Annotated in this window: 25 protein-coding genes; 19 read left to right on the forward strand and 6 right to left on the reverse strand. The window is 49.0% G+C overall.

All coding sequences use genetic code 11. The features are described 5' to 3' along the window. Positions 1-49: 49 nt before the first annotated feature. Entirely contained in the window at positions 50-928 is an 879-nt protein-coding gene (locus B2751_RS10325) for a helix-turn-helix domain-containing protein (protein ID WP_035410425.1), read from the reverse strand. Positions 929-1,075: 147 nt separating this feature from the next. Between B2751_RS10325 and B2751_RS10330 the strand changes: the two genes are divergently transcribed. The 4 genes from B2751_RS10330 (at position 1,076) to B2751_RS10345 (ending at position 3,690) form a co-directional block, all read left to right on the forward strand. After that, entirely contained in the window at positions 1,076-1,222 is a 147-nt protein-coding gene (locus B2751_RS10330) for a hypothetical protein (protein WP_290756601.1), read from the forward strand. Between the two features lie 79 nt (positions 1,223-1,301). Continuing rightward, positions 1,302-2,507, forward strand: coding sequence for a hypothetical protein (locus tag B2751_RS10335; protein WP_290774625.1), 1,206 nt, complete (start codon positions 1,302-1,304; stop codon positions 2,505-2,507). After that, complete coding sequence (locus tag B2751_RS10340) at positions 2,500-3,237, forward strand: hypothetical protein (RefSeq protein ID WP_290774627.1); 738 nt, start codon at positions 2,500-2,502, stop codon at positions 3,235-3,237. The genes B2751_RS10335 and B2751_RS10340 overlap by 8 nt, the downstream gene beginning before the upstream one ends. 141 nt (positions 3,238-3,378) lie before the next feature. Then, positions 3,379-3,690 (forward strand): hypothetical protein, encoded by a 312-nt coding sequence (locus tag B2751_RS10345; protein WP_290774629.1) that lies wholly within the window; start codon positions 3,379-3,381, stop codon positions 3,688-3,690. 37 nt (positions 3,691-3,727) lie between these two features. On the opposite strand, the gene B2751_RS10350 is transcribed toward B2751_RS10345, so the two are convergent. Further along, entirely contained in the window at positions 3,728-4,147 is a 420-nt protein-coding gene (locus B2751_RS10350) for a helix-turn-helix domain-containing protein (protein ID WP_035410414.1), read from the reverse strand. 207 nt (positions 4,148-4,354) lie between these two features. Here B2751_RS10350 and B2751_RS10355 point away from each other — a divergent pair, with 207 nt between their 5' ends. Together B2751_RS10355 and B2751_RS10360 are read left to right on the forward strand one after the other, a co-directional pair. After that, positions 4,355-4,879, forward strand: a complete 525-nt coding sequence (locus tag B2751_RS10355; protein ID WP_290752745.1) for a VanZ family protein — start codon at positions 4,355-4,357, stop codon at positions 4,877-4,879. A gap of 16 nt (positions 4,880-4,895) precedes the next feature. Next, complete coding sequence (locus B2751_RS10360) at positions 4,896-5,891, forward strand: ATP-grasp domain-containing protein (RefSeq protein WP_290774631.1); 996 nt, start codon at positions 4,896-4,898, stop codon at positions 5,889-5,891. Between the two features lie 65 nt (positions 5,892-5,956). Here B2751_RS10360 and B2751_RS10365 read toward each other — a convergent pair whose 3' ends face one another. Continuing rightward, on the reverse strand, positions 5,957-6,715 hold the full coding sequence (locus tag B2751_RS10365; RefSeq protein WP_290774633.1) for a homing endonuclease associated repeat-containing protein: 759 nt from the start codon (positions 6,713-6,715) through the stop codon (positions 5,957-5,959). Positions 6,716-6,744: 29 nt separating this feature from the next. Further along, the gene (locus B2751_RS10370; RefSeq protein ID WP_290774634.1) at positions 6,745-8,013 is read right to left on the reverse strand and encodes an O-antigen ligase family protein; all 1,269 of its coding nucleotides are present in this window, start codon (positions 8,011-8,013) and stop codon (positions 6,745-6,747) included. Positions 8,014-8,351: 338 nt separating this feature from the next. On the opposite strand from B2751_RS10370, the gene B2751_RS10375 reads away from it, so the two are divergent. The 13 genes from B2751_RS10375 to B2751_RS10435 are packed head-to-tail and all read left to right on the forward strand — an operon-like array spanning position 8,352 to position 22,725. Further along, positions 8,352-8,987, forward strand: a complete 636-nt coding sequence (locus B2751_RS10375; RefSeq protein WP_290774636.1) for a YveK family protein — start codon at positions 8,352-8,354, stop codon at positions 8,985-8,987. 21 nt (positions 8,988-9,008) lie between these two features. Further along, the gene (locus tag B2751_RS10380) at positions 9,009-10,874 is read left to right on the forward strand and encodes a polysaccharide biosynthesis protein (RefSeq protein ID WP_290752731.1); all 1,866 of its coding nucleotides are present in this window, start codon (positions 9,009-9,011) and stop codon (positions 10,872-10,874) included. Between the two features lie 14 nt (positions 10,875-10,888). Further along, the gene (locus B2751_RS10385; RefSeq protein ID WP_290774638.1) at positions 10,889-12,088 is read left to right on the forward strand and encodes an oligosaccharide flippase family protein; all 1,200 of its coding nucleotides are present in this window, start codon (positions 10,889-10,891) and stop codon (positions 12,086-12,088) included. Between the two features lie 12 nt (positions 12,089-12,100). Beyond that, entirely contained in the window at positions 12,101-13,387 is a 1,287-nt protein-coding gene (locus B2751_RS10390) for a hypothetical protein (RefSeq protein WP_290774641.1), read from the forward strand. After that, complete coding sequence (locus tag B2751_RS10395; RefSeq protein ID WP_290774643.1) at positions 13,377-14,411, forward strand: NAD-dependent epimerase; 1,035 nt, start codon at positions 13,377-13,379, stop codon at positions 14,409-14,411. The genes B2751_RS10390 and B2751_RS10395 overlap by 11 nt, the downstream gene beginning before the upstream one ends. Further along, on the forward strand, positions 14,401-15,750 hold the full coding sequence (locus tag B2751_RS10400; protein WP_290774645.1) for a phenylacetate--CoA ligase family protein: 1,350 nt from the start codon (positions 14,401-14,403) through the stop codon (positions 15,748-15,750). The genes B2751_RS10395 and B2751_RS10400 overlap by 11 nt, the downstream gene beginning before the upstream one ends. 12 nt (positions 15,751-15,762) lie before the next feature. Further along, positions 15,763-17,106 (forward strand): nucleotide sugar dehydrogenase, encoded by a 1,344-nt coding sequence (locus tag B2751_RS10405; RefSeq protein WP_056063262.1) that lies wholly within the window; start codon positions 15,763-15,765, stop codon positions 17,104-17,106. Then, positions 17,094-18,203: a glycosyltransferase family 4 protein gene (locus B2751_RS10410; protein ID WP_290774648.1), complete on the forward strand. Its 1,110-nt coding sequence runs from the start codon at positions 17,094-17,096 to the stop codon at positions 18,201-18,203. Before B2751_RS10405 ends, B2751_RS10410 begins: the two co-directional genes overlap by 13 nt. Before the next feature lie 15 nt (positions 18,204-18,218). Next, a complete protein-coding gene (locus B2751_RS10415) occupies positions 18,219-18,839 on the forward strand; it encodes a sugar transferase (protein WP_290752713.1) in 621 nt (206 codons plus the stop codon). Further along, complete coding sequence (locus B2751_RS10420) at positions 18,820-19,890, forward strand: lipid II:glycine glycyltransferase FemX (protein WP_290774650.1); 1,071 nt, start codon at positions 18,820-18,822, stop codon at positions 19,888-19,890. Before B2751_RS10415 ends, B2751_RS10420 begins: the two co-directional genes overlap by 20 nt. Continuing rightward, positions 19,887-21,038 carry an aminotransferase class I/II-fold pyridoxal phosphate-dependent enzyme gene (locus tag B2751_RS10425; protein ID WP_290774652.1) on the forward strand — a complete coding sequence of 384 codons (1,152 nt, stop codon included), beginning with the start codon at positions 19,887-19,889 and terminating at the stop codon, positions 21,036-21,038. Before B2751_RS10420 ends, B2751_RS10425 begins: the two co-directional genes overlap by 4 nt. After that, entirely contained in the window at positions 21,035-21,805 is a 771-nt protein-coding gene (locus tag B2751_RS10430) for a hypothetical protein (protein ID WP_290774654.1), read from the forward strand. The genes B2751_RS10425 and B2751_RS10430 overlap by 4 nt, the downstream gene beginning before the upstream one ends. 29 nt (positions 21,806-21,834) lie before the next feature. Then, positions 21,835-22,725 (forward strand): LCP family protein, encoded by an 891-nt coding sequence (locus B2751_RS10435; protein WP_290774656.1) that lies wholly within the window; start codon positions 21,835-21,837, stop codon positions 22,723-22,725. Between the two features lie 275 nt (positions 22,726-23,000). Here B2751_RS10435 and B2751_RS10440 read toward each other — a convergent pair whose 3' ends face one another. Beyond that, positions 23,001-23,606, reverse strand: a complete 606-nt coding sequence (locus B2751_RS10440) for an AmiS/UreI family transporter (protein WP_290752698.1) — start codon at positions 23,604-23,606, stop codon at positions 23,001-23,003. Between the two features lie 145 nt (positions 23,607-23,751). Further along, the gene (locus B2751_RS10445; protein ID WP_290774658.1) at positions 23,752-25,005 is read right to left on the reverse strand and encodes an SH3 domain-containing protein; all 1,254 of its coding nucleotides are present in this window, start codon (positions 25,003-25,005) and stop codon (positions 23,752-23,754) included. Positions 25,006-25,066: the final 61 nt, after the last annotated feature.

A 25,066-nucleotide genomic window follows, 5' to 3' on the forward strand; every position in this document is an offset into this window, starting at 1 on the left:
AAAAGATTTGCCATATGAATATAGAATCGTTAGCAATAAAGCATAAAATTTAGACTAGATATTCTGATTTGTTTTCTAGTATGAAATACTGATATTCCTTCATCTTTAGTAAATCGAAAAAAACGAGAGCACGCTGATATGAAAGTTTTATTCGTTGATGATGTTCATGCGCATTAAAGCGCTCTAAACAAGCGCCTTGTTGATAATAAAGCTGTCCAAGCATTGACATGTCTTTATATTTCAAACTTTGTTCAATGCCTTCTTCAATGACTTTTAAAGCGTAGTTAGGTTCTTTCAATTGTAAAAGTGTTTTAGAGAAGTTATATAAAATACGAATACGATCTAAAACTAATTCTTCATTTTCAAAGTCTAAATCAATTAATTCTTCATAAACTTTCCTGCTATGAGTAAAGTTTTTATTTTCAGAATATAGATTCGCAATTGCTGATTTTATTCGAATTATCATACTTGGTGAATAAAAAATTGAAGAGTATTTTTCAGACAGTTGACGTAAGACTACAATACAAGTTCTGTAGTCAGTCATATTTAACTTATGAGCTGAAATACTATTATAGTAGTTAAGCAACAATATGACTTCTTCATCTATATTTGGTTGCTCTAACTTAGATTTAGTCTCATAGTAAATTTTATCAAATTCGTTATTTCGAAACTTTTTTAATAATTGTTCATCTAATTGATAAAACGCTTCACGATAATTGGCATGATCAAAGAATGAAGAAAAAGGAACTTGTAGTTTTTTAGATAGTGCAAAGAGAAGCTCAACCGTTGGTGAATGGGTACCACTCTCGATCTTACTGATCTCTGCTTGACTGCAAATTCCGTTTGCTAAATCTTTTTGTGTCAGATTATGTTTCTTTCGCAGTCGGCGTAATGCTAAGCCGATTTGCGGTGACATGAATTGATCCATCGGCTCCTCGTCCTTTCGTGAAGATTGAACTGGTACAGGGTACCAATTTCTATTATAGAAGCGAATGGAACGGGATACCACTGATTTACTTGATTTCGTATCAATGTTTCAACGACCATCTCACTTGATTCAGAAAGGGGTACAACCATGACACTCATATTAAAAGAAACGCGACGTAACATGACTTCTTGCGCTTGGTGTCTCAATCCTGCTACCGTCTCCGTCGCCCCCCTCGCTCATCGGGAAATGGACCGGACTAATACGAAACCAAAAGCAACTATCAAATCGGCTTAATACACAAAAAAAGGACTTCATTCGGATCGTAGAGAATGAAGCCCTTTTTTCAATCACTTGAAGAGAAAGGAGAGAGGACATGATCGGATTATCACTTTTATCGGAACAAGACGGCTGGTTACAACGTTCCTTGCCATCCCTCGCGATGCAGACTTTTTGTGAGGCACATCGTATTTCAATCGATGCCTTTGATTATGATACGCATACGTTTCATGATTTACTCGATTACATGGATTTTCAGGAATATGAGCACTACGTCTTCGTCCTCCAAGGAGAAGGGGAGCGTACATTGCGTCTCGTTGCCTATTTGCAACACGAGATGCTACACGTCCAGTTTCATTTGATCCGGCAGAACGGGGAGGTTCTGTTCGGTCAACCGGATTTCCTGAACGGTCTCTTCTTACCGCAGGAAGAGATACGGGTTTCGGCATCCGTTCCAGCAGTCCATCATGCTCTCCTTTCGTTGATGACGGGTGTCTATCCGGCATCCGTGCCGCACCATCCGCAACCGCTGCGTCATATCTATATCGAGGACAGCTCATTGTTGGACCGGATTCCAGTAGACAGTTTTCAATTGATGACGATCAATAGTGTCATCTATTTTGACCATCCGATGCGGCACGATCTGCCGATCATCGAACTGATGAGTCGGACTCCGATTTTGTTGACGTTCTCAGACGGTTTATCTCCGTCACTTGCGTCACAGCTGACAGTTTTATCTCGCGACGCACTTGCCGAGCGGTTACAAGACTGGCAGCAAACGGGGTGCATTCCAAACGATCAATCGATGGGGATTCTCGATTATGCGACATTAAGCGGATTACGCGTCTCGCATCGCCTGTTCTTTTTTGCGGACGGGATTTACGCTGATCGACAAAAAACGATTCAGTTGAGTGCGGATATTTCAATCGATATTGAATGTCTTCGAGAACAGCAATCTCAACCGGAGGCGCTCGCGTCGCAAACGGAACTGGAATTGTTTCCGTTGTTGTATCAACTGGCAGGATCGTTTAAAGGGACGAGCCGTTTCATCACCCCTTACTCGGATCTTGAATTACCCCGTACGTCTGGACGGATTGGACCGTTAACATTGATCGGCATTCAAAATGAGGAAGGGTGTTTTGCGTTCGATCGAACGACGTTACGCCTGTTCGAGACGAACGAAGCATTCCTCTGGATTTTAGAAGCGGATCAAAAGGAACAATTCGACGTGTTGCCAGAGCGACTCGGCGCAGACTATGCGGAAGCGATTCAGCATTACAAGGAGTTGATGTATCATGGGTGAGGTCTTATTTGGTCCGTTTTTGCGTAAAGGTAGCTACTCCCGCGTCCAAGTGCTCGATCATGTCCAGGGAGATGAACGATTTGGTCGATTGTACCAAGAAGCACAACAGTTAAATGAAGTCGATGAGTTGATGCTCTATCGACGTTATATACAAAAAGGAGAGCGGATCCTGTTTCATGGAACGTTTGATCCATCCCTGTTTAATCTTTTATCGGACGAGGGGTATGACCTTTATCTGATCGAACCGGAAGCTTCGCGGACGAAGCAAATCGCGGAGGCGTATCAGCATAAGGTTTATGGATGGAGTCATGACGTGACGGACGTCGTCGGACCTGAGTATTTTGACCGGATCATCTTACCGGGAACGACGATTTTACGTTATACGCGTGGGGAACTGCTGTTGTTCTTCCGCAACATCCGTCAGTTGCTACGACCGAGCGGACGCTTGCTTGTGTCCTTGTATCACATCGATCACCTGAAATCAATTGTCCATCCGATTGCGACACGACGCTTTCAAAAGACATTACTTTTCTATGGCTATCACATCGATGGGGAGCGTCTTTTGTTCAACGCTTATCTCAAATCCGGACAAGAGGAAAAAGTCAGTTATGCGGTCGAATATCTATACGAACCAAAAACGCTGTTTGAATTTGCGACGTTATCGCGTTATCATGGACAATTTCTATATGAAGGAAAGACAATGATGGTATTGGAGTTCGAAAAACAATAAGTACAAAATATAATGTAATAATAAAATAAAAAATATATGTAATATATTGGTTTGAATAGGTCTAAAGACTGGGTAATGAGATACAGTAGTTTCCTTTGCATGATTCAAAGTACATCATAAGAAAGAGGAGCCGGATGTATCATGGAAAATCAGAGCGGAAGTACCTTTCAACAAAGTTGTCTATCGTTCATTGAGACCTTGTTTCCAGACGAACCTTTTCATTTCTTAGAAGAATCGAAAGCGTTGGACGCCTTTGGTTATCCCGGTCGTCAATTGTTTTTCTCTTCATCTGCCCGTACTTTGAAATTCACTGTACTCGAGCAGGCGCATAAGCATTACGCACGTGTATTCGTATCCGAGAAAACAAGCGAAAATACGTTTTTTCGTCAGTTATTAGAAGCAACATATGACGACAATCAATTATACATCGATCATATCGTCCAAACAGAATAAAAAAAGAGATCAAAATCAGCTGATTTTGATCTCTTTTTTACGCTTCGATAGAAGAAAGACCCCGCTTTAATGCTTGATCAATGGACGTTGCCATCTCATCCCGGACAGGTGATGAGACGAGTCGACCATCAAAATAGATTTCCTTCGATAGACTGAGATGAACCAGTAAATCTTCAAGAATGAGCTTTAGATCAAGCGGTTGCGATGGTTCAAGCGCTTGTTGCATGAATTCACTCAATGAAGGATGTTGTACATACTTCGGATCGATGAGATCAATGATCGTCGTGTCTAAAGCAAGAGCCAATCGTTCCAAAACTTGAGCAGAGGGAATGCGCTGACCACGTTCGTAAGCGGAAATGTCCGTTGCTGATTCACCACACCGTTCACCTAAAAATTTTTGAGTATACTTGTGTTGTTTGCGCAATTGCATAATTTTTTTACCTAGTGCACGATTCATGGCACTCCACTCCTATTCTCCAGCTCATTCTTTATAGTACTAATTAACCACTTTCATTATAAAAGAAACCTGATAAATGTAAAATATCGTTTTTCAAGGAAACTAAAAAAATGAACTGGGTTAAAATAGAAATTGATTTTCGGAGATAATCGCCTATCGTTTCTGTCCGTGCTATTCTAAAGTGATATCACATAAGGGAGTGTCTTCATGAAAAAAATCACCTGGTCCGGCTATGTCGTCTTTGCCGTCCTATTGATCCTCTTCATCTCAAGTTCGATGCCTTATCAGGCACAATCGATCAAACCTGGTCTATCTCGCTATATCCCATTAGGATTCGTCGATCATCTGCGATTCATCTCCTTCTCGTATCATGGAGAAGTCAGTGTAGCGGCGCTCGGACGCAGTGGATTCATTGAATTTTTCATTCGTAAAGCAGCGCACGTCTCGACGTTTCTCGTATTAGGTATCGGTTTGATTGATTTGACGCGTCGTCGTTTGACACCGGGTCTTGCCGTCTTGTTCGCTTATTCATTAGCAATCACCATCGCTGTGTTTGATGAGTTTCATCAAATTTTAACGGGTGACCGGACTGGTCTCGTCCAAGATGTGTTACTCGACGGAACTGGAGCATTGATCGGAATCGGATGCTATCTGCTCGTTCGTAGGAAAAAAGTACAGCGCCAAGCAGGAAGTCTTTCTTTCTGGCACGAAAAGAAAAGGCATCACTTTTAACGAAGGAGATGGCCCTATGAAGACTGCCCATTTGTTGATGACAAGCGTCGGTCGCCGGACGAAACTGGTCGAGTACTTCGTTCGTGAGATGCCGGACGGTCACGTCAGTACTGCGGATTGTAATCCACTTGCACCGGGTCTTTATATGACGGAGCGTCATCATCTTGTCCCGCGCATCGACGCACCGGGGTATATCGATCATCTACTAGAGTTGTGTCAGCGGGAAGGCGTAACGGCGCTGTTGTCATTGATCGATCCCGAACTGGAGTTGCTCGCAGCGGCAACAGAACGATTTGAAGCGATCGGTGTCACGGTCCTTGTCTCACCGATGGATGCGTGCCAGTTATGCTTTGATAAATACGCTATGTATACGTATTGTGTCACGGAAGGGATTGCCCATGCACGAACATATGCGACACTCGACGCATTTAAAAATGCGCTCACGCAAGGGGAAGTCGCATTTCCAGTCTTCGTAAAACCACGTAACGGCAGTGCTAGTCTTCATGTCCAGGTTGTCTCCTCCCTTCAGGTCGTCGAAGGATTGTTCGCTGTCCATCCGAATTTATTGATTCAGGAATACTTAAGAGGACAAGAACTTGGCGTTGATGTGTATGTCGATTGGCTGACGCATGAAGTGACGGATATCTTCATTAAGGAGAAACTCGTCATGCGCGCAGGAGAAACGGATAAGAGTCGCTCCGTCAAACGCGACGACGTCTTTGAATTGATTGAGCAGGTCTTAGCGGGAACTCGTCTCGTCGGTCCACTAGATTTTGATCTGTTCGATGTGGACGGAACGCTCTACTTATCGGAAATCAATCCACGATTTGGTGGGGGGTATCTTCATGCCTATGAATGTGGGGTCAATTTTCCGAAAGCGATCCGAAACAATCTCCACGGGCAACGCAATCCTCGACGAATCGGGGCGTATACGGAAGACATCTATTTGTTGAAGCACGATACGGTGACACTATTGCCGGCATCTCTACTTGAGCAGATCAAAAAATCATGATACGCACGAAAAAGGAGTGATCCGGTAACATACCGGGTCACTCTTTTTTAGATGGAAGAAAAGGATTAGGAAAGAGAAACGCGTGCACGCTTGAGGCATTGCACGGCGGAGGTCCAGCTGCCGAAGAGGGCGTTGATCGTCGAGGTGCTCGGAACCGAGCGACCTTCTGCCCATTTTCGGTAATGGATGATGCTGAGAGAAGGTAATTCTTCTTGTGCCTGCCGCAGTGCTTCAAGGACGTCTTCTTCGACCCATTTCCGGCGAGGTGGAGCGATGTCAAGGCAAGCGAGAGCATCTGCCCACGAACCATATTTACGGGCAATCGTCGCGACGGTCGGATGTCCATTTTCCTGTGCCCAAATCGCATACGTCTGTGTTGTCAGACGCGGAAGGACATCGGAAGCTTCAAGTAAAGCAGTGATGATCCGTTCTTCCGTCATCGAGATGGAGCGTGTCATCTCGATCTGTGCTTCTTCAAGCGCGCGTGACCAAGAACCGAAACGTAAGTTGATCAGCGTCAAGGATGGTCCGTGTTTGGCCTTTGCCCACTCCCGGTAGCTATTACTATGGAAGGGATGTAAACGTGTCGATGCTTCCTTGATGAAAGTAAGAATCTCTTCATCTGAAAAATACGGACGGATCGATGAGAGACCAGCGGCTTGGAGTGCTTCACGCCAAGAGCCGAATACATTGATGATCGTCGTGATCGATGGAATGTCTTTTCCGACCGACCAGCGCGCATATGTCTTTGCGTCGAGAGAGGGATATTCGATACTAGCTTCGATCAGGCTATCGATGACTTGTTGTTCTGTCCATTTCTTCATGATGTCATACCCCTTTCGTGTAGGTGCGTCTAGGTGTGGGTACTGTCGTGAGGTGGAAGTCGACGAAGCGACGCATAAGCAAGAAGGCTGAGCCAAATGAAATAAAATCCACTCGGTCTGACGAGAACACTTTCCGTGAATTGGAGTAACCCGAGCCAGCTGGCTAGCAAGAGCGCGAGGAAAGCGAGATCCGTCGTCTGAATGCGAAGCAGTCGATAAAACAAATACAGAAAGACTGCACCGTACAGCAGACAACCGATGAGACCGAATTCGTAGAGAAACGTGATCGGTGTGCTGTGAAATGTATAAAGAATCCGTTCCCCGAGTTGTTCCTGCAGTCCACGCGGGGCACTTCCAATCCCGTGACCGAACCAGAGCGCGTCAGCGGAAGCGTGCCATCCTGCTTGCCAAAGCGTAAATCGTCCGTTAAGACTGAGCAGACGGGGAAGCAGACCTTGAAATGCGAAGACGGCACATAAGATCAGGCTTCCTGTCACATAACAGGCAGCTACCTGCATCCGGCGTCTCGTTCCCGGAACCATTCGAATACTCGTCAAGAGTGCCAGGAGGACGAAGGAGTAGATTCCTGTCTGCGAACCGCTCCTTAGCAAAGCAATGACGATCAGGAGTAAGAAAACAGCGTGCAGAAGACTTTGCCAACGTGGAAAATGTCGCAGTAGATAGAACCAAGCAAGCAGTCCTCCCGGAACGAGCCACGCTGCGAACGTATTCGGATTGTTCATCAGTCCAGCAAGGCGAAGGAATGAACCTTGCTCTCCGACATACAGCTGAGGAAACGACAAAGGACCGATTCGAAGCCATTGTAGGTTTTCGACCGGAACATACTCTGTGCCAAACGAGACGATGAGTGCGTAGGAAGCGAGAAAGACGGCTTGTCCGTAAAGGAAGTAATACAGAAGACGATGCCATTGGTCGATCGATGTACGTGAGAGCGAAGAGACGATGCCGACGAAAAGCCAAGTCGAAATGAGGTAAAGCGAAGCAAGGACACGATCCGTATTCGCATTAAAAAAGAAAAATACGATATGAAATGTCAGATAAATCAGAAAAATAAATCCGATTTGATGTCCAGTTGTGCGATTGACGCGATAGAACGGTCGTAAGATGAACCAACAGACGCTGAACAGAGCGATGTAGGCAAGAAGCAACCAAAGTGACCACTGTTTCGGTAACACTTCGTCCGTAAAGGACAGAGGACGAATCCAAGCATCGAGCATGATCCAAATGACTAGGATGGATAAGGCAAACGATGTGGGTATATTGGCTGATTTTAACATGATTTCTAAAGACTATCCACCCTTCATATAGGACTTATTACCGATTCAAATACTTTTTAATCGTCAAATTTGTATTTACCCTCATCTTTTAAAAAATCATGCAGACCAATGAAAAAATATTAAGAAAAACGCAATCATTTTTTCGTGAATCGCGTTTTTTTTGTGACATGAATTCCTGCTGTGAACTCGCGTCACGCAAACGAGATAGCTACCGAAAAAAATATAATCATTTTCACCAAGCTCTAATTGTTTTGGAATTCGATTGGAAATAAGGTGTAGACATAACCAATGTCCATCCATTCGGTCAAGCTAGAAAGAGGTGAACAACAGTGAGCTCGATGCATCAAAGAAAAACCTTTGGAGATCATCTGACGACACTCCGACGCGGCTGGTGGCTACTGGCACTCTTCACGATGCTCTTCGCAGGTGCCGGATATGCACTCAGCACGTATGTCATTCCGAAGACATATGAAGCGACGGCCTACATCCTCGTCGTTCCTCAAGCAGATGCAGAGGCGACATCGACGCCGACACTCGTCAGTACCTATCAAGATATCTTGCGAAGCCCAGAGGTCGTCGATCAGGTCGCCCAAAAGATGAACGTCACCGACAAGCGATTATTCGATTTGACGGATCGTCTGACGGTCTCGAGCAATCTCGATTCGCAAGTCATCGCATTATCCATCACGGATCGTTCAGCGGAGCAGGCAGCCATTCAGGCAAATACGATGACGGAAGTCTTCCAGGATTATCTCCCGCAACTGATTAACACGAGTAAGACGGAAGTCTTCTCCAGTGCACGAATTCCAACGAAGCCCGTATCCCCGAACATTTTGATGAATACGGGAATCGGTGGTGTCCTTGGTTTAATGCTCGGACTCCTGATCGTCTATTCGCGCTCGTTAAGCAAAAAAGAAGTGACACGTGAAGCGACCGACAGTTATCCGAAAGTCATTCCCCGGACGCACTCATGAGAGAGGAGAGGAGACACCATCATGCAGCATTCCCCGCTTACCCCGTATCGTCGGCAGTTGAAGATTGGACTCCTTCGCCTGATCGACGCCGGAGTCATCGCACTCGCAACCGTAGTAACGTTCTACTTCTTTAATCCGCTCCATCTCACCGTCAATTTCGAGTTACAGGATGCCCTCGAAATCGCACTCATCCAGTGGATTGCCCTCACCTTCGTCGCTCATTGGATGCGTTTCTATCAAATCATCTGGCGCTACGCGAGTTTACGTGATCTCGCCGTTCTCCTCGTCGTCGTCCTTGCCAGCAGTTTCGTTTTACTTGGTCTTGAATATGCGTTGTTCGACTTTGCGGTCGAACGGGCGATCTTCTTGCAGACAGGACTTGTCTTGAACGGTATCTTATTCGTCCGGTTGTTGATTCGTGGCCGTAGTCTCAGACTCGTTCCGGAGCATAAGACGCTCGGCAAACGGACGCTAATCATCGGTGCCGGAGCTTCCGGGCAGATGATCACGAAAGAACTGAAACAAAAGAAATCGCATATCTTAAACGTCGTCGGATTACTCGATGACTCGCTTGAACTACGCGGGATGCGAATTCACGGTGTTCCTGTCATCGGAGCGATCGAGCAACTTGAATGCATCATCGAGGAACAAAAGATTGAAGCGGTCGTCCTCGCGATCCCGTCCTTATCGTATCCGCGACGAATCGAACTGTTGAATCGAATTAAACAGACGCAAGTCGAGGCGCATACGTTACCGATGCTCGTCGAGCTCGCTTCCGGTAAGGTCTCGATTCAACAAATCCGTGAAGTCTCAATCGCTGATTTACTCGGACGGGAACCAGTCGAGCTTGATATCACGGAAATCGAACGAAGCGTACATGGAGCGACGGTCCTTGTCACCGGTGCCGGTGGATCAATCGGTTCCGAGATTTGCCGGCAACTGATTCGTTTTCGTCCTGAACGACTTGTTCTTCTTGGACACGGTGAAAACAGTATCTACCTGATTCGCCGGGAACTCGAGTGTCTCAGCCAGGACATCCAGTTCGAATCCGTCATCGCCGATGTACAGGACAGTGACCGGATGCTTGAAGTCATGCGACGCTTCGAACCGGACCTTGTCTATCATGCGGCAGCCCATAAGCACGTCCCGCTGATGGAGGATAATCCGAGCGAAGCCGTCAAGAATAATATCTACGGAACACGTAACGTCGCCCGAGCAGCAGAAGCGGCTGGAGTCAAACGCTTCGTCATGATCTCGACCGATAAGGCAGTCAACCCGACGAGCGTGATGGGCGCGACGAAACGAATCGCTGAGATGGTCATCCAACAGATGGCAAGAAATAGCGAAACGACGTTCGCCGTCGTCCGGTTCGGCAACGTCCTCGGAAGCCGCGGTTCCGTCATCCCACTTTTCAAGGAACAAATCGCGAAAGGTGGACCGATCACGATCACCGATCCCCGGATGACACGTTACTTCATGACGATTCCGGAAGCGAGTCGTCTCGTCATTCAAGCGAGTGTCCTCGCAAAAGGTGGCGAAGTGTTCGTCCTCGATATGGGTGAACCGGTCCACATTACGACACTTGCGAAAAACTTGATTCACTTGAGTGGATTTACGGAAGAACAGATCCCGATCGTCTACAGCGGGATTCGAAAAGGGGAGAAACTCTACGAGGAACTGCTCGCTCGTGATGAGGTGCATGACGAACTCGTCTTCGATAAGATCCTCGTCGGAAAGACACGCCCCTTCGGCTCCGTCGATCCGTACTTGCGTGAGATCGCCCAAGCGCTCGATCGGGACGATACACTTCGCCAGTATTTATTAGAAGCGACAAACGAGACCGATGCCGATCCAGTCGCACCAACGATGCGGATCGCTCGTAAATAGAGAGGGGGAGAACGATGAAAACGGTTCGGCTGTCTCGCTTCAATCTCATCTTCATTGCAGATACAGCATATTCGTTGCATCAATGGATGATTTTGACGCTCCTGATCAAATGGAGTACGCCGCTCAATATCGGCTACTTCAATTACGCCCTTGCCATCACCGCACCAATCGTCATGTTCTGTTGGCTGAATGCCAGTACGATCCTGACGGCAGAACGGGCTGGACTGACGAACTTCTGGCTCTTCATCAAGACCCGTTTTTCGCTCCTCTCGGCAGGTGTGTTCGTCCTCCTTGGTGTCTATTATTTCTTCGGTGAAGCGAACATCTTACTACTGACGTTACTCGTCTATCTCAATAAATACATGGAGTCGTTCGCTGATCTCGGATACGGCTTCTTACAGGGACACACTGCCTTCAAGGAAGTCGCCATCTCGAAGATTTTTCGCAGTCTCCTGAATGTCTCAGGCGCAGCACTCGTCCTCTTTACGACCCATTCGATCCAGGGATTCGTCATCGCCTTGATCACTGGGAACTTGATCATGTTACTCGTCTACGATCTCCCGACGATTCGCCGGGTCGGTCGTGGTTTTGACAATCAAGCGCTCGACTTACGATATCGATCCGGTAAGGAGTTGTTCCTTAAAGCGATGCCACTCGGGTTCGTCGCTCTACTGATCGCCTTGAACGCGAACATCCCACGGTTATTCGTTGGACATGCGATCGGAACGGAAGAGCTCGGATATTATGCAAGTATTGCCTATCTACTCGTACTCGGTAGTCTGTTCATCCACTCCTTGATTGCTGTCTTATTGCCGAACTTCTCGTCAGATACTGGTGAACGCCAAAGTTTACCGGAACTGCGCAAGCTGACACGGTCGATGTTACTGATGACGATTTTCTACAATGCGTCGTTCGTCAAATATCATCTGATTTTCGTCTTGATGATGGTCGCGTCGTTGTTCTTCTATAATTCGACCGTCATTCAGGCACTACTGACCGGCTTCCAGCAGTTTCGAATCCAGACACTCTCGATCTTCGGCAGTGTCGTCGTCAATCTCGTCGCTTGTAGCCTCTTGATTCCATTGTACGGACTATACGGAGCGACGATTGCATACACACTTTGCGCAGTCACTCAGATCGTCCTACTGTTACCCGCGCTCTATCGCTCCTTGTATCCACGAAACGTCGCCCTCGTCGTCGAACAAAGCAGTTAAGGAGGGAAGAAGATGCGACCCATTCTCTTACTCATCGTCATTGAAGCGCTCGTTTGTCAATTCGCCCGGTCGCTCTTCCCGGACACGTACGTGACCGCCTTGCTGCTCATCAACTCGGTGTTGTTTCTCTATTACCTACTCCGCCAAGCCGAGACGACGCCGCTCTATCTTGTCTTCATCACCGCTTTCTTCGTCCGATTGGTTTTGATGTTCATCGATCTCGAACTGTTCCGCTTACCACCGCACAGTGGGGACGATACGGAAGCCTTTCATCTCGAAGGTGTCCAAATCTTCACCGACCCGTCGACCTTCAATGATGTCGTCCGCGGCACCTATTCCAAGTTTCTCGGAATCTTCTATCTGATGTTCGGACCGGAACGAATCCTAGCTCAGTTCTTCAACGTCATCCTTGGCGTCGTCGCCGTCGTCATTCTAGCAAAGACGTTGCAACGGTTACGTTTACCGGAACGATACGTCTTCGGTGCCACACTCGTTTTCGCATTTTTCCCGCAAGGATTGTTGCTCTCACCGATTCTCTTACGGGATCAGATCGTCGCTCTTGGTATCGTCTATACGCTCTATTACATGGTGCGTTGGACGGAAGAAAAGTCCGGCAGGCACATGATTCTCGCGTATCTCGGCTACTTCATCAGTACGATGTTCCACTCCGGTCTTGCCGTCGGCATCGTCGTCTTACTCGTCTACTTCTCGTTTTACAGCCATGAGACAAGACGCATGGACTTTGAACCGACGAAGGTACAGCGACTGATCTTCCAAGTGCTCGTCGTCGGTTTTATCGTCTACAGCTTCCAGGACGTCTTGTTCGCGAAGTTCACCCACGTCTCGGAAAACGGACAGTTGTTCAGCGGGATGAGCTACGATCGCGGCGGCTCCGCTTACTTGAATGGATTGACGGTGACAGGTCCAGGCGACATGATTCTCTACTCACCGATCCGGATGATCTACTTCTTGTTCTCACCATTCCCGTGGCAGTGGTCGAGTGTCATGAACATCCTGATTTTCTTCCTCGACGCCGTCTTCTATTTCATCGGTTGTTTTGCCATCGTTCGGTCGTTCAAACTGATTCGTCAGCATCCGTTCGGCAGCGTCCTCTTCTTCTTTTTCCTTCTTTTTGCACTCAACGCGTTGATTTTCGGTCTTGGAACCGGCAACGTCGGAACGGCCATCCGACACCGGTATAAGTTGTTCCCGATGTTACTCATTGTCTACACAACCGTTCACTACATGCGCCTGCAAGCGCGCCACTACTTTGAGGAGGTCGAACACCGTGCCGAATAAAACGATCTTAATCACTGGTATCGCAGGCTTCATTGGATTTCATGCCGCACGTCGCTTCATCCGGGAGGGTTACCGAGTCATCGGACTCGATGAAGTGAACGACTATTACGACCCGACGTTAAAAGAAGCCCGGCTCGCTGAACTCGGCACGAATTATACATTTTACCGGGTCTCACTCGAAGAGACGGAAGTCGTCGCGCGAATCTTTGAACAAGAATCAATTGATCTCGTTCTCCACCTGGCAGCGCAGGCAGGCGTACGCTATAGCATCGACCGACCCGATGTCTACATGACATCAAACATCGTCGGTTTTCTCTCGATTTTAGAAGCCTGTCGCCATCATCCCGTCGAGCAGTTGATCTACGCTTCATCGAGTTCCGTCTATGGATCGAATACGAAGATGCCGTTCGCGACGACGGACGCCGTCGATCATCCGCTAAGTCTTTATGCCGCTTCAAAGAAAGCGAACGAACTGATGGCGCACACCTACAGTAGCCTTTACGGCATGAAGACGACAGGGCTTCGCTTCTTTAGCGTCTACGGTCCATGGGGGCGCCCGGATATGGCACTGTTCAAGTTCACGGAGGCAATTGCGAAGGGCGAACCAATCGATCTCTACAACTACGGCGAGATGGGACGAGACTTCACCTACGTCGACGATATCATCGAAAGCATCTATCGTCTGTTCCAGACTGAACCGGAAGTCGACGCGACGTTTGACGCGTCAAATCCCTTACCGGATCGTAGTAACGTCCCGTATCGCGTCTACAACATCGGTAGTCATAGCCCGATTCGCTTAAGTGAATTCGTCGCCTTGATTGAACGACGCCTCGGTAAGACGGCGATCAAGAACGGGATGCCGTTACAGCCGGGTGACGTCCCGGAAAGTTTCGCCGATGTCTCCTCACTATTCGAGACAATCGGCTACCGACCACAGACGACGGTCGAAGCTGGTGTCCATGCATTCATCGACTGGTACGAGAGCCATTACTTGATGAAGGAGGAAATCCAAGATGGCGCTTAAAGAGAATCTCTACTATCGCTCTCCAATCTTCATCCAAAATTGGCTGACCTCGTTATACGGTCGGAAGTTGATGCAAGAACGCTACGGTCGCTTCTATGAGCAAAAGATAAAGGAACTTCGGATGAAGGATCGGACGCAGGATTACCAAGCGGAACAGCTCGAACGTCTGAATGCCTTTCTCGCGTTTGTTGTGGCGCATACACCGTATTACACACAACTCTTTCACGAACATGATATCCAGTTACCGTTTACGTCACTTGAGCAGCTGCAGACGATTCCGATCCTTGAAAAAGAGACGCTTCGCCAAAACAATGATGCATTCATGTCCCGTGTCGATGCGCCGGTCCGAGGACGGACAGGAGGAACAAGCGGAAAGTCACTCCAAGTCGCCTTCATGCGAGAGGATGTTCAGGAAAGGATGGCACATCTTGATTACTTCAAGGAACTTCACGGCTTCCGCGCCGGGATGCGTCGGGCAAGCTTTACCGGGCGGACGCTGACAGCCGTCGATCAGACAAAACCCATCTTCTGGCGGATGAATCGACCACTCAATCAGTTATTACTCTCGATTTTTCATTTGAAAGAAGAGAACTTCCTGGCCTATCTCGAAGAACTGAATCGTTTTCAACCACGAGCACTCGACGGAACACCGACGGCGATGGTCGAAATCGCTCACTACATGCTAAAGCACCATATTCGACTAGACATTCCACTGATCGCCATTTTTCCGACATCCGAAACAGTGACGGAGGAGATGCGCTCCATTCTTGAGGAAGCGTTCGGTGTCCCGGTCTTTGATCAGTACGGTTCCTCAGAAGGAGCACCCATCATCTCGGAATGCCGCCAACATAAACTGCATCTGCATCACGAAACCGGCATCATCGAACCGTATGGAGAGGATGGAGAAGTCATCGTCACCTGTTTTACGACACGCGGAACACCGCTGATTCGCTACCGGATCGGTGATCGGATGACACTTAGTGACGAGACATGCGGCTGCGGATTAAATGGTCCCGTCATCGCCTCGATCGATGGTCGGGGAACGAGCTACATCGTCAGTGAGAAGCGCGGTAAAGTCTTCGAAGGAGATATCACGACCATCGCACGGGAACTGCCGAACTCAGTCTTACGGCTCCAAGTCGAGCAGCATGCGCTCAATCATGTGACGCTTCGCTATATTCCGGACGTCAAGCGATTCCAGCCAAGACACGAACAGATTCTCTTGAACGAGATGCGCAAGTTACTCGGCTCCGACATGAAAATCGTCCTTGAACCAGTCGAACACGTCAAACAAGAGCCAAACGGAAAAACGTTGATCGTCAAACAGTCGATGAAATAGGAGGAACCCAACATGAACAAGGCAGTCAAACACATCGTAGATACGACAGCAGCCCATACTGGTGCACTTCCCATTGCCAACCGTTCGATTGCCGTCGTCGGACTCGGCTACGTCGGACTTCCCGTTGCCGTCGCGTTCGGTGAAAAGACGGGCGTGATCGGCTTTGACATCAAGGAACAACGAATCCAAGAACTTCAAGAAGGCATCGACGCAACACTCGAACTGAGTCCCTTCACGTTGAAGAACGCAACCGTCGATTATGTCTCAGATCCATCGGCACTGCAGGCGAGCGACTTCATCATCATCGCCGTTCCGACCCCGATCAATGCACAGAACCAGCCGGACCTGACACCACTCTTACGGGCGTCGCACCTAGTGGGTCGCCAGCTCAATAAAGGCGACATCGTCGTCTACGAGTCGACCGTCTACCCAGGAGCTACGGAAGAAGATTGTATCCCGGTTCTTGAAGAAGCGTCCGGCTTATGCGCTGGTGTCGACTTCTTCGTCGGCTACTCACCGGAGCGAATCAACCCGGGTGACCATGAGCACACGTTTAAAACGATTAAAAAAATCGTCTCCGCCCAAGATGAACAGACACTGGATATCGTCGCGGAAGTTTATGAAGCCGTCGTCGAAGCCGGTGTCCACCGTGCCTCATCGATCAAGGTCGCGGAAGCAGCAAAAATCATCGAAAACACACAACGCGACCTCAACATCGCCTTAATGAACGAACTCGCAATCATCTTCGACCGGATGAATATCGATACACTCGAAGTCCTCGAAGCAGCCGGCACGAAATGGAACTTCCTCCCGTTCCGTCCGGGTCTCGTCGGCGGTCACTGTATCGGTGTCGATCCGTTCTATCTGACGATGAAGGCGGAGTCACTTGGCTACCATCCGGAAGTCATCCTTGCCGGTCGTCGGATCAACGAGACGATGGGGCGTTTCATCGCCACAGCGCTCGTTAAGAACTTGATCAAACAGAATATGCCGGTGCTCGGCGCCCGGGTCACCATTCTTGGATTATCGTTCAAAGAAAACGTCAGCGACATCCGCAACTCGAAAGTTGCGAACCTCGTTCATGAAATCGAAGAGTTCGGAATCGATGTCCAAGTGACGGACCGACTCGTCGAAAAGAGTGAGGCAAAACGTGAGTACGGGATCGACTTACTCGAGATGAGTGAACTCAAACCAGCCGACGTCGTCATCTTTGCCGTCTCACACGAAGAATACGTTGAAGGTGGTTGGAATCTGGCACAACACTTACTGAAGGTCGGTCGCGGCATCGTCGTCGACATCAAAGGCATGTTGCCACGAGCAGAACAACCGGAGGGGGTCCACGTATGGCGCCTCTAAAAATCCTTCAAGTCTGTGCTCTCGATACGACGGCAGAGACGATGTTGCAGCCGCTCTTACTCGCTTTGCAAAATGCGGGGCACGACGTCGGCATCGCCTGTGCCGACACGGGTGCCTCGGTGAAACTGGCAGCAAAGGGATTCCGGATGCATGACATTCCGATCGAGCGGCGAATCGACTGGACGAGTAACTGGCGGACGATCCGTGAAATCACGCGAATCTTGAAAGAGGATGGTTACGACGCCGTTCATGTCCACACACCGGTCGCCGCTGCCCTTGGACGGGTCGCCGCCAAACGTGCCGGGACGAAGCATATCGTCTATACGGCACACGGTTTTTACTTCCACGAGAAGATGGGGCGGATGACGTATCAGCTAACGTATTCAGTCGAAAAGTGGTTGGCACGTCTCGCGACCGATTATCTGCTCCTTCAAAGCGAGGAAGATTATCAACTCGCCCAGCGCAAACGCTTTAAAGCGAATACCCGGCTGATGCATCTCGGAAATGGAATCGACTTGACCCGCTTCTACCCACGACCACGTGAAGCCGGAGCGCCGTTTACGTTCTTATTCATCGGTCGGATCGTCGAAGAGAAAGGAATTCTCGAACTGCTCGATGCATTCGAGGATGTCGTCTATCCTCACCCGGAAGCCCGTCTCGTCATTGCCGGTGAGATGATGGCAAGCGAGCGCGATCAGACGACGAAACACTTATTCTTACGGCGAATCCGCGAGATTCCAAACGTCGACTACCTTGGATTCGTCGAAGACGTACCGGGTTTATTCCAACAAGTCGATGCCTTCGTCTTACCGTCACATCGTGAAGGCGTACCACGATCAATCATCGAAGCGATGGCGAGCGCAAAACCAGTCATCGCGACAAACATCCGCGGCTGTCGTGAGGAAGTCGTCGAGGGGAAGACAGGCTATCTCATCGAAGTCCGCGATATCACGAAGCTTGCCAAACGGATGAACACACTCGTCGAACATCCTGACCGTGCCAACGAGATGGGACGGAACGGATTTGACCGTGCCATGAAACATTTCAACGAAGCCGACGTCATCAAACGACAACTTGATCTCTTTTCAGCTATGTAAAAGGAGGACGTCATCATGAAACGCACATTCGACTTCACGGTTAGTCTTATCGCTATCCTGATCCTGATTCCCGTCTACGCCCTCGTCGCCTTAGTCATCTATACGAAGCTCGGTCGTCCGATTTTCTTCAATCAAGTCCGCCCGGGTTACAAGGGGGAGTTATTCAAAATCTACAAGTTCCGCACGATGACGAACGAAACGGATGCTGAGGGAAAACTTCTCCCGGATGCAGACCGGATTCCAGCATCACTCGAGTGGATTCGTCGCTTAAGCCTTGATGAGATTCCGCAGTTCTTTAATATTCTCCGCGGACAGATGAGCTTCGTCGGACCGCGTCCGTTACTCGTCAGTTACTTGAACCATTATACGAAGGAGCAGATGACCCGGCATGATGTCCTTCCTGGTCTGACGGGCTGGGCGCAGATCCATGGACGCAACGCAACGACGTGGCAACAACGCCTCGAGCAAGATCAATGGTACGCAGCGAATCAGACATTCCGACTCGATCTCTATATCTTGTTCAAGACGTTCAAAATGGTCATCTCGTCAGAAGGGAACTCGACGGCTCATCAGACTGGGATGGGTGAGTTCAAGGGTCTCGACGGAGGTGTTCCCCATGATGTCGTTAAGCGATGAACGGTTGATCCGGGATCCGCGCGAATGGGATGCACTCGTTGCGACCTATCAGCTCGATTGTTACTACGAATATGCTTACTTCGAACTCGCGAAGGAACACGACGAGATTCCTGAGTTATTTTATTATCCGACGGAGTTTGGGACGTTGATCTATCCGTACTTGCGGCGACGGATTCCAGGCACACTCTTTGAAGATATCACGACACCTTACGGCTACGGTGGTCCTTCTTTCAAAGGCATCTGGTCACTCGATCAGATTCGCGAAGCGCGCGAGCGATTCGAACGCTATTGCAACGAGACGGGAATCGTCACAGAGACGGTTCGCTTCCATCCACTCTTGCACAATCAAGAACTGGGCCAATACTGGTGCCATCAAACGGAGATCCTGCAGCCGACCGTGACACTCGAACTAATGGACCCGTTCGAGATGATCGAAAGCGACTTTTCACAAATGACGCGACGCAACATCCGGAAGGCACGTCGCGAAGGCGTGACGATTCGTCTTGGGCGCCCGGAAGAATACGGAGACTTCGCGCATCTCTATCAGATGACAATGGACAAACATCAAGCGGATGCCCGGTATTACTTTAATCAGACTTACTTCAATCATTTCGCGGACGGACGGATTAACAACGTGCTGTTGCTAGCTGAACATGACGGACGGATCATCGCCGGATGTATCGTCTTGACTGGTCGCCAGTTCGCGCATTATCACCTCGGTGCGTCTGATCCCGCATCCTTAGTCCTTCGACCCAACCATCTGTTATTCGCGGAGATGATTCGTTGGGCAAAACAAGCCGGTTTTCAAGCTCTTCATCTTGGTGGAGGCACGACACGATCGAATACGGATAGCTTGCTTGCCTACAAACGATCCTTTAGTGCGAATCAAACGTTTTTTGGACTCGGTACGTCGATTCTGGATGCCACGATCTATGAGCGTCTAACGCGACAATTCGAACGACAACATCCGGAAACTCAAATGGGTCACTGGTTCCCGCTCTACCGAACACCGCTTCGTCATCTGTCACCTCGAAGGGAGGAAACATCATGAAACACATCCCACTCTCCATCCCGCATTTAAGTGGTCAGGAAGCCCGTTACGTCAACGAGGCACTCGAGACGAACTGGGTCGCCCCTCTTGGACCAAATGTCGATGCCTTTGAACGAGATATGCAAGCGTACACGGGTGCTGGTGCAACGCTTGCGACGAGTAGTGGGACAGCAGCGATTCATCTGGCGCTCGCGACACTTGGTGTCACGACGGGGGATGATGTCTTCTGTCAGTCCTTGACGTTCATTGCCTCGACGAATCCGATTCGGTATGTCGGAGCGCGACCTGTATTGATCGACTCGGAAGAAGAGACCTGGAACATGTCGCCCGTCGCACTCCGTCGGGCCTTGATCCAGGCGGCAACGCGTGGTCGACTTCCTAAGGCTGTCATCGTCGTTCATCTGTATGGTGTCGCCGCGCAAATCGAGGAGATTGCTGCGACCTGTGAAGAGTACGATGTTCCGTTGATCGAGGATGCTGCAGAATCACTCGGGACTCGTGTCAACGGGCGGATGACCGGAACGTTCGGAACGTTCGGTATCTATTCGTTCAATGGCAACAAAATCATCACGACGTCAGGCGGCGGGATGCTCGTCGCAAATGATCCGGCTCTGATTGAACGTGCCTTTTATCTCGGAACACAGGCGCGACAGCAGGTCTTGCATTATGAGCATACGGAAGTCGGCTACAATTACCGAATGAGTAATGTCGCTGCTGGGATCGGACGGGGACAGCTTGAGGTTCTCGATCAACGCGTCGATGCACGGCGGAAAATTTTTGATCGCTACGACCGTGCCTTTGCCCCGGACGGCGTCACGTCGCAAGTCGAGCAGCCTGGTACGTTCGCCAACCGCTGGCTCAGTGCCTTTCTTTTACCGGGTGGTCAAGCGCAACGCGATGCGATGATTCAGACACTGCAACAAGCGAATGCCGAGTCTCGCCCGGTCTGGAAACCGATGCACTTACAACCCGTCTATCGCGACGTACCATTCGTCACAGCAGAAGGGGTTGACGTCAGCCGTCGCTTGTTTGAAGACGGTATCTGTCTTCCGTCTGCTTCACAAATGACGTTCACTGAACAAGCCGTCGTCATCCGAAACGTTTGTCATGCTTTACAGACGACCGTACGCCGGAACGTCCAGTCATGAATATATGGGAAGGGGACATCGTCATGCGCGATATGGAGGAAGCGATCCAAGCACTCCGTCTCGCTGCGAACGGGAAGAATGAATTGACGGCCAATACCTATTTCCGCTGGCAACTCCACACCACTCATCCAAGCGTCGCGGAAATCCTGATGCTGTTTGGATCGTGGCAAATCGCCTTGGAACGAGCAGGCATCGGGCATGCCCGCTTGACGTTCACGAAATCGGAAATCATTGACGCCTTGCGTCAGGCACGGGAGGAACTCCATCCTTTCACGAGTGCGACGTACCGCGAATGGGCACAACAGAAACAAGCACCAAGCCTGACGGATATCGTCCATCAATTCAACTCGTGGCAGCAGGCATTGTCAGAAGCGGATATCTTAAAGGAACGCGTCCAGGAAATGGAACAACGGATCATCGAGTCATTACTGGAAGCGCAAGGGGTCTTGCCGGTCTTGACGAGTCAGACCTACACGAAGTGGGCGGCTGGTCAAAATCGTCCGACTGTCGCAACGATTGCCCGCCGGTACGGCTCTTGGTCAAACGCACTTGAAATCATTGGGATCGAATTCCCGCGTAAACGCTGGCGGGAAGAAGAAGTGCTCGACGTACTTGCTGAAGCCGCACAAGAGACGGAGCATCTGACGATCGCAAGTTATCAACGGTTCAGTATCGGACGTGATGCGCCAAGCATCGGAGTCATCACTGCCTTGTTCGGTAGCTGGCGCAATGCTTTACTGGTACTCGAAGCACAACGACCGTCCTGAATTGAAATTGAAGAAAAGGAGAATGGGTGATGAAGAAATGGAAATGGATCGTACTGACACTTACGGGGATTTGCCTGCTCCTTCTCTTTAGTTCAGGCGGATATGTGTATCATAAAGCGAGTCAGACGCTCAAAGAAGTTCAGGTACCGGTCAAAGCAAGCGTTGAGACGGAAAAAACCGTTGAGCAGAAAAAAGGACTCTCGTTTCTCTTACTCGGCGTCGATCAACGAAAAAATGAGACAGGACGGAGTGATACGATCATCGTCGTGACGATTGATCCGAAAACGAATACCAGTCAGATGATCAGCATCCCGCGCGACTTAAAGACAGACATCATCGGCAATGGTTCGAATGATAAAATCAACCATGCCTATGCCTTCGGTGGTCCACAGATGGCGCTTGATACGGTCAGTCATCTGTTAAAGATTCGAATCGACTATTTCGCTGAGATCAATCTAGCGGGTTTTACGGATCTCGTCAATGCGGTGGATGGGGTCAGAGTCAAGAACGATATCAATTTTTCGTACTATGAGATGCAGTTCCCAAAAGGAGAACTATCATTGAACGGGAAGGAAGCACTCGCCTATGCCCGTATGCGGCACGATGATCCACGTGGGGACTTCGGACGACAAATCCGCCAACGGCAAGTCGTTCAGGCAGTCGCCGATAAGATGACAGAAGACTTCTCGATTCGTCGTTTCAACGCTATCCTCGATGCCCTCGGGAAAAACGTCAAGACGAACGTACCATTTTCCGTTGCCCGGACGGTCGCGACGGACTACCGGGATGCCTTACGCAACGTCAAGACCTTGTCGCTTGATGGATCAGGAGGCATCGAATCGGACGGCATCTATTACTGGCATCCGACAGATAAGTCGTTAAAAGAAGTTCAAGCTCAACTGCAGGAAGCGCTCAAATGATTGGAATGGAGAGGAAATTGCGATATCAGGACTGATTGATAACGAAACGAACGCTACTCTCATCCGCGCTTTCCTCAGGCGGGAAATCAGCCGCGGCAAGCAACATTTCATGCTGTTTGCCAGGTCTGATTCATCCCTGACGAAAGTACCAATGGCACTTTCTTTTCCTGTAGGAGTCGCGGATGAACGATAGCGTTCTCCATCAATCAAAAAAGATGTCCATCTCCGATTCATGACCGGAAATAGACATCTTTTTTGATGAATCGATTAGCATGTCACGACGAGCGGATCGTCCGAAGCATCGAGAATTTCATCATCGTATAGAGGAAATAGACGACAGTCAGAACGGCAGCCCCACTCCATAACCATTGATATGCGGAACTAAAGTAGCCGAATCGAAGACCGATCAATGCCGGTACAATCAACGTCAACCAGCTCAAGACGAGGGCAACGCGGGCAGTGATCGCGTCAATCGGACGATTCATTCCCATCCCGAGGAAAAATAGGCTCCAGAGCAATACCCAGAACAACCATGTCACCCCGCCGATGATGTCTGCTGTCGTGAAGCTGACAAATGCATAAAATAAAGCGGCGATCGCAACGAACAAGGAAAACCAACCGACACCGCTTCCGTCGAGGTTAAATAAGAACGTGATCCCGACATACACATACGTAAAGGCAAACAAATAAATACTCGCGTACCCGAACGTCAACGCTGGATCACCTGCAGCACCGATGACAAGATACGTTGCGATGAACGTTTGCAGTAGACCCGTGATGAGACTGAAGACACCAGCGCTACGGAGATCGACTTTTCCGAACAAGGTCAAACTATTTAAAAAGAGCGCAACGCCCCCAAATAATAAACTGACATTTCCCACGTAAAAACTCTCCTTCATTAAGACGTCAGACGTCTGATTCTAATTTCAACTCTAAGATGAATTCGTTTTCAGCGCAAGTATAATTTGAAGGAAAAAGAAAACAGTCTGGCTCCCGAAACGGAAAACCAGACTGTTGATGAGTCGATTATTGATTTAAGACGGAGCGAAGTGTCGTCTCGGTTTGGGACAACGTTCCTTTCAGTGTGACGAGACCATATCGTGTCGATCCTTTTTTGATGAAGAAGACACGTGTGTAACCAGATTCCGGTGTGTAACCAGTCTTGCTCGCATAAACACGTGTATCTCCTGGAAGCGACGTATTCGTATGATACCACGTCAATGTCCGTGCATACGGTCCTTTAACGGTCGTCTGATAAGACTTGCGTCCACTGATCGTCATGAGCGTGCTGTACTTCGCATATGTATTCGCGAGTTTTTGCATATCAGCAGCTGTCGTGTAATGACTTGGATGATAGAAGCCGTGTGGGTTCATGAAATGGCTCGCACTCATCCCGATTGAACGGGCGCGGTTATTCATGTACGAGACGAACTTCGATTCAGAACCTGCTGTCCGGACGGCGATCGCTTTTGCTGCATCGTTGCCAGAGCGGATCAGCATCCCGTTCAAGAGTTGGCGCATCGTCACTTTGTCGCCAACACGGAAACCCGCTACGCTACTGCCAGCAGGGACAGATAACATCGCAGACGTCAGGGTGAACGTTTGATCGAGTGTGCCTTTACGCGCTGCTTCGTCATAAGCGACGATCCCCGTCAATAGTTTCGTTGTACTCGCTGGGTAACGGCGAACGAAACTTTCTTTCGTCAATTGATAACTTGACGATCCAAGCTTAAAATACCGCATCGACGCAACAGGATAACTACCACTCGATGGTTTTGGACTGCTCGTCGTCACTTTTCTAGCAACTTGGTTCGACACATAGTAGTAATTGGTCGTACCTTTGACCTTATACCAACCGTTCGAATACGAAACCGCATTGAACTTCGAGTTGTAAGGTGCGAGTCGCTTGATATTCTTTGACGATGCCGTGCTTGGGGATGTTCGGACGTTCGCTCCAGCTTTCGAGTAGACGACGATTTTGTACGTCTTCACTGAACTACTTGATACTTTTTGAGCGACCTGGTTCGATAGATAACGATATGTACCTCCGTCCTTGATCTTGTACCAGCCATTCGTATACGAGACGGCTGTGAATTTTGCTTTGTACGCAGCACGTCTTACAATCGTTGCGGACGAGGCGGTACTCGGCTTCGAGCGGATGTTCGCTCCAATCGTCGAAGTGACGACGACTTGGTAACTGGCTGCCTGAGCCGGAATGGCGGGAAGACACAAAGCGAACAATAATAAGAGCGTAAGACTAGTACGGAGCAAGCGCTTCATAAAAACTCATTCCCTCCTTGTTCAAATATGATTTTATCATAAAACAAAAAAAGGAAATTCA

Origin of the sequence: Exiguobacterium sp. UBA6282 (assembly GCF_002440475.1) — a bacterium.
GTDB lineage: Bacteria > Bacillota > Bacilli > Exiguobacteriales > Exiguobacteriaceae > Exiguobacterium_A.

Bases quoted from the DNA above. Each gene is read 5' to 3' on its own strand.
- B2751_RS10355 (WP_290752745.1), top strand. From the start codon at position 4,355: ATGAAAAAAATCACCTGGTCCGGCTATGTCGTCTTTGCCGTCCTATTG.
- B2751_RS10330 (WP_290756601.1), top strand. From the start codon at position 1,076: ATGACACTCATATTAAAAGAAACGCGACGTAACATGACTTCTTGCGCT.
- B2751_RS10400 (WP_290774645.1), top strand. From the start codon at position 14,401: ATGGCGCTTAAAGAGAATCTCTACTATCGCTCTCCAATCTTCATCCAA.
- B2751_RS10385 (WP_290774638.1), top strand. From the start codon at position 10,889: ATGAAAACGGTTCGGCTGTCTCGCTTCAATCTCATCTTCATTGCAGAT.
- B2751_RS10390 (WP_290774641.1), top strand. From the start codon at position 12,101: ATGCGACCCATTCTCTTACTCATCGTCATTGAAGCGCTCGTTTGTCAA.
- B2751_RS10370 (WP_290774634.1), bottom strand. From the start codon at position 8,013: ATGTTAAAATCAGCCAATATACCCACATCGTTTGCCTTATCCATCCTA.
- B2751_RS10365 (WP_290774633.1), bottom strand. From the start codon at position 6,715: ATGAAGAAATGGACAGAACAACAAGTCATCGATAGCCTGATCGAAGCT.
- B2751_RS10375 (WP_290774636.1), top strand. From the start codon at position 8,352: ATGCATCAAAGAAAAACCTTTGGAGATCATCTGACGACACTCCGACGC.
- B2751_RS10425 (WP_290774652.1), top strand. From the start codon at position 19,887: ATGAAACACATCCCACTCTCCATCCCGCATTTAAGTGGTCAGGAAGCC.
- B2751_RS10445 (WP_290774658.1), bottom strand. From the start codon at position 25,005: ATGAAGCGCTTGCTCCGTACTAGTCTTACGCTCTTATTATTGTTCGCT.
- B2751_RS10345 (WP_290774629.1), top strand. From the start codon at position 3,379: ATGGAAAATCAGAGCGGAAGTACCTTTCAACAAAGTTGTCTATCGTTC.
- B2751_RS10340 (WP_290774627.1), top strand. From the start codon at position 2,500: ATGGGTGAGGTCTTATTTGGTCCGTTTTTGCGTAAAGGTAGCTACTCC.
- B2751_RS10410 (WP_290774648.1), top strand. From the start codon at position 17,094: ATGGCGCCTCTAAAAATCCTTCAAGTCTGTGCTCTCGATACGACGGCA.
- B2751_RS10415 (WP_290752713.1), top strand. From the start codon at position 18,219: ATGAAACGCACATTCGACTTCACGGTTAGTCTTATCGCTATCCTGATC.
- B2751_RS10350 (WP_035410414.1), bottom strand. From the start codon at position 4,147: ATGAATCGTGCACTAGGTAAAAAAATTATGCAATTGCGCAAACAACAC.
- B2751_RS10380 (WP_290752731.1), top strand. From the start codon at position 9,009: ATGCAGCATTCCCCGCTTACCCCGTATCGTCGGCAGTTGAAGATTGGA.
- B2751_RS10405 (WP_056063262.1), top strand. From the start codon at position 15,763: ATGAACAAGGCAGTCAAACACATCGTAGATACGACAGCAGCCCATACT.
- B2751_RS10420 (WP_290774650.1), top strand. From the start codon at position 18,820: ATGATGTCGTTAAGCGATGAACGGTTGATCCGGGATCCGCGCGAATGG.
- B2751_RS10430 (WP_290774654.1), top strand. From the start codon at position 21,035: ATGAATATATGGGAAGGGGACATCGTCATGCGCGATATGGAGGAAGCG.
- B2751_RS10435 (WP_290774656.1), top strand. From the start codon at position 21,835: ATGAAGAAATGGAAATGGATCGTACTGACACTTACGGGGATTTGCCTG.
- B2751_RS10325 (WP_035410425.1), bottom strand. From the start codon at position 928: ATGGATCAATTCATGTCACCGCAAATCGGCTTAGCATTACGCCGACTG.
- B2751_RS10360 (WP_290774631.1), top strand. From the start codon at position 4,896: ATGAAGACTGCCCATTTGTTGATGACAAGCGTCGGTCGCCGGACGAAA.
- B2751_RS10335 (WP_290774625.1), top strand. From the start codon at position 1,302: ATGATCGGATTATCACTTTTATCGGAACAAGACGGCTGGTTACAACGT.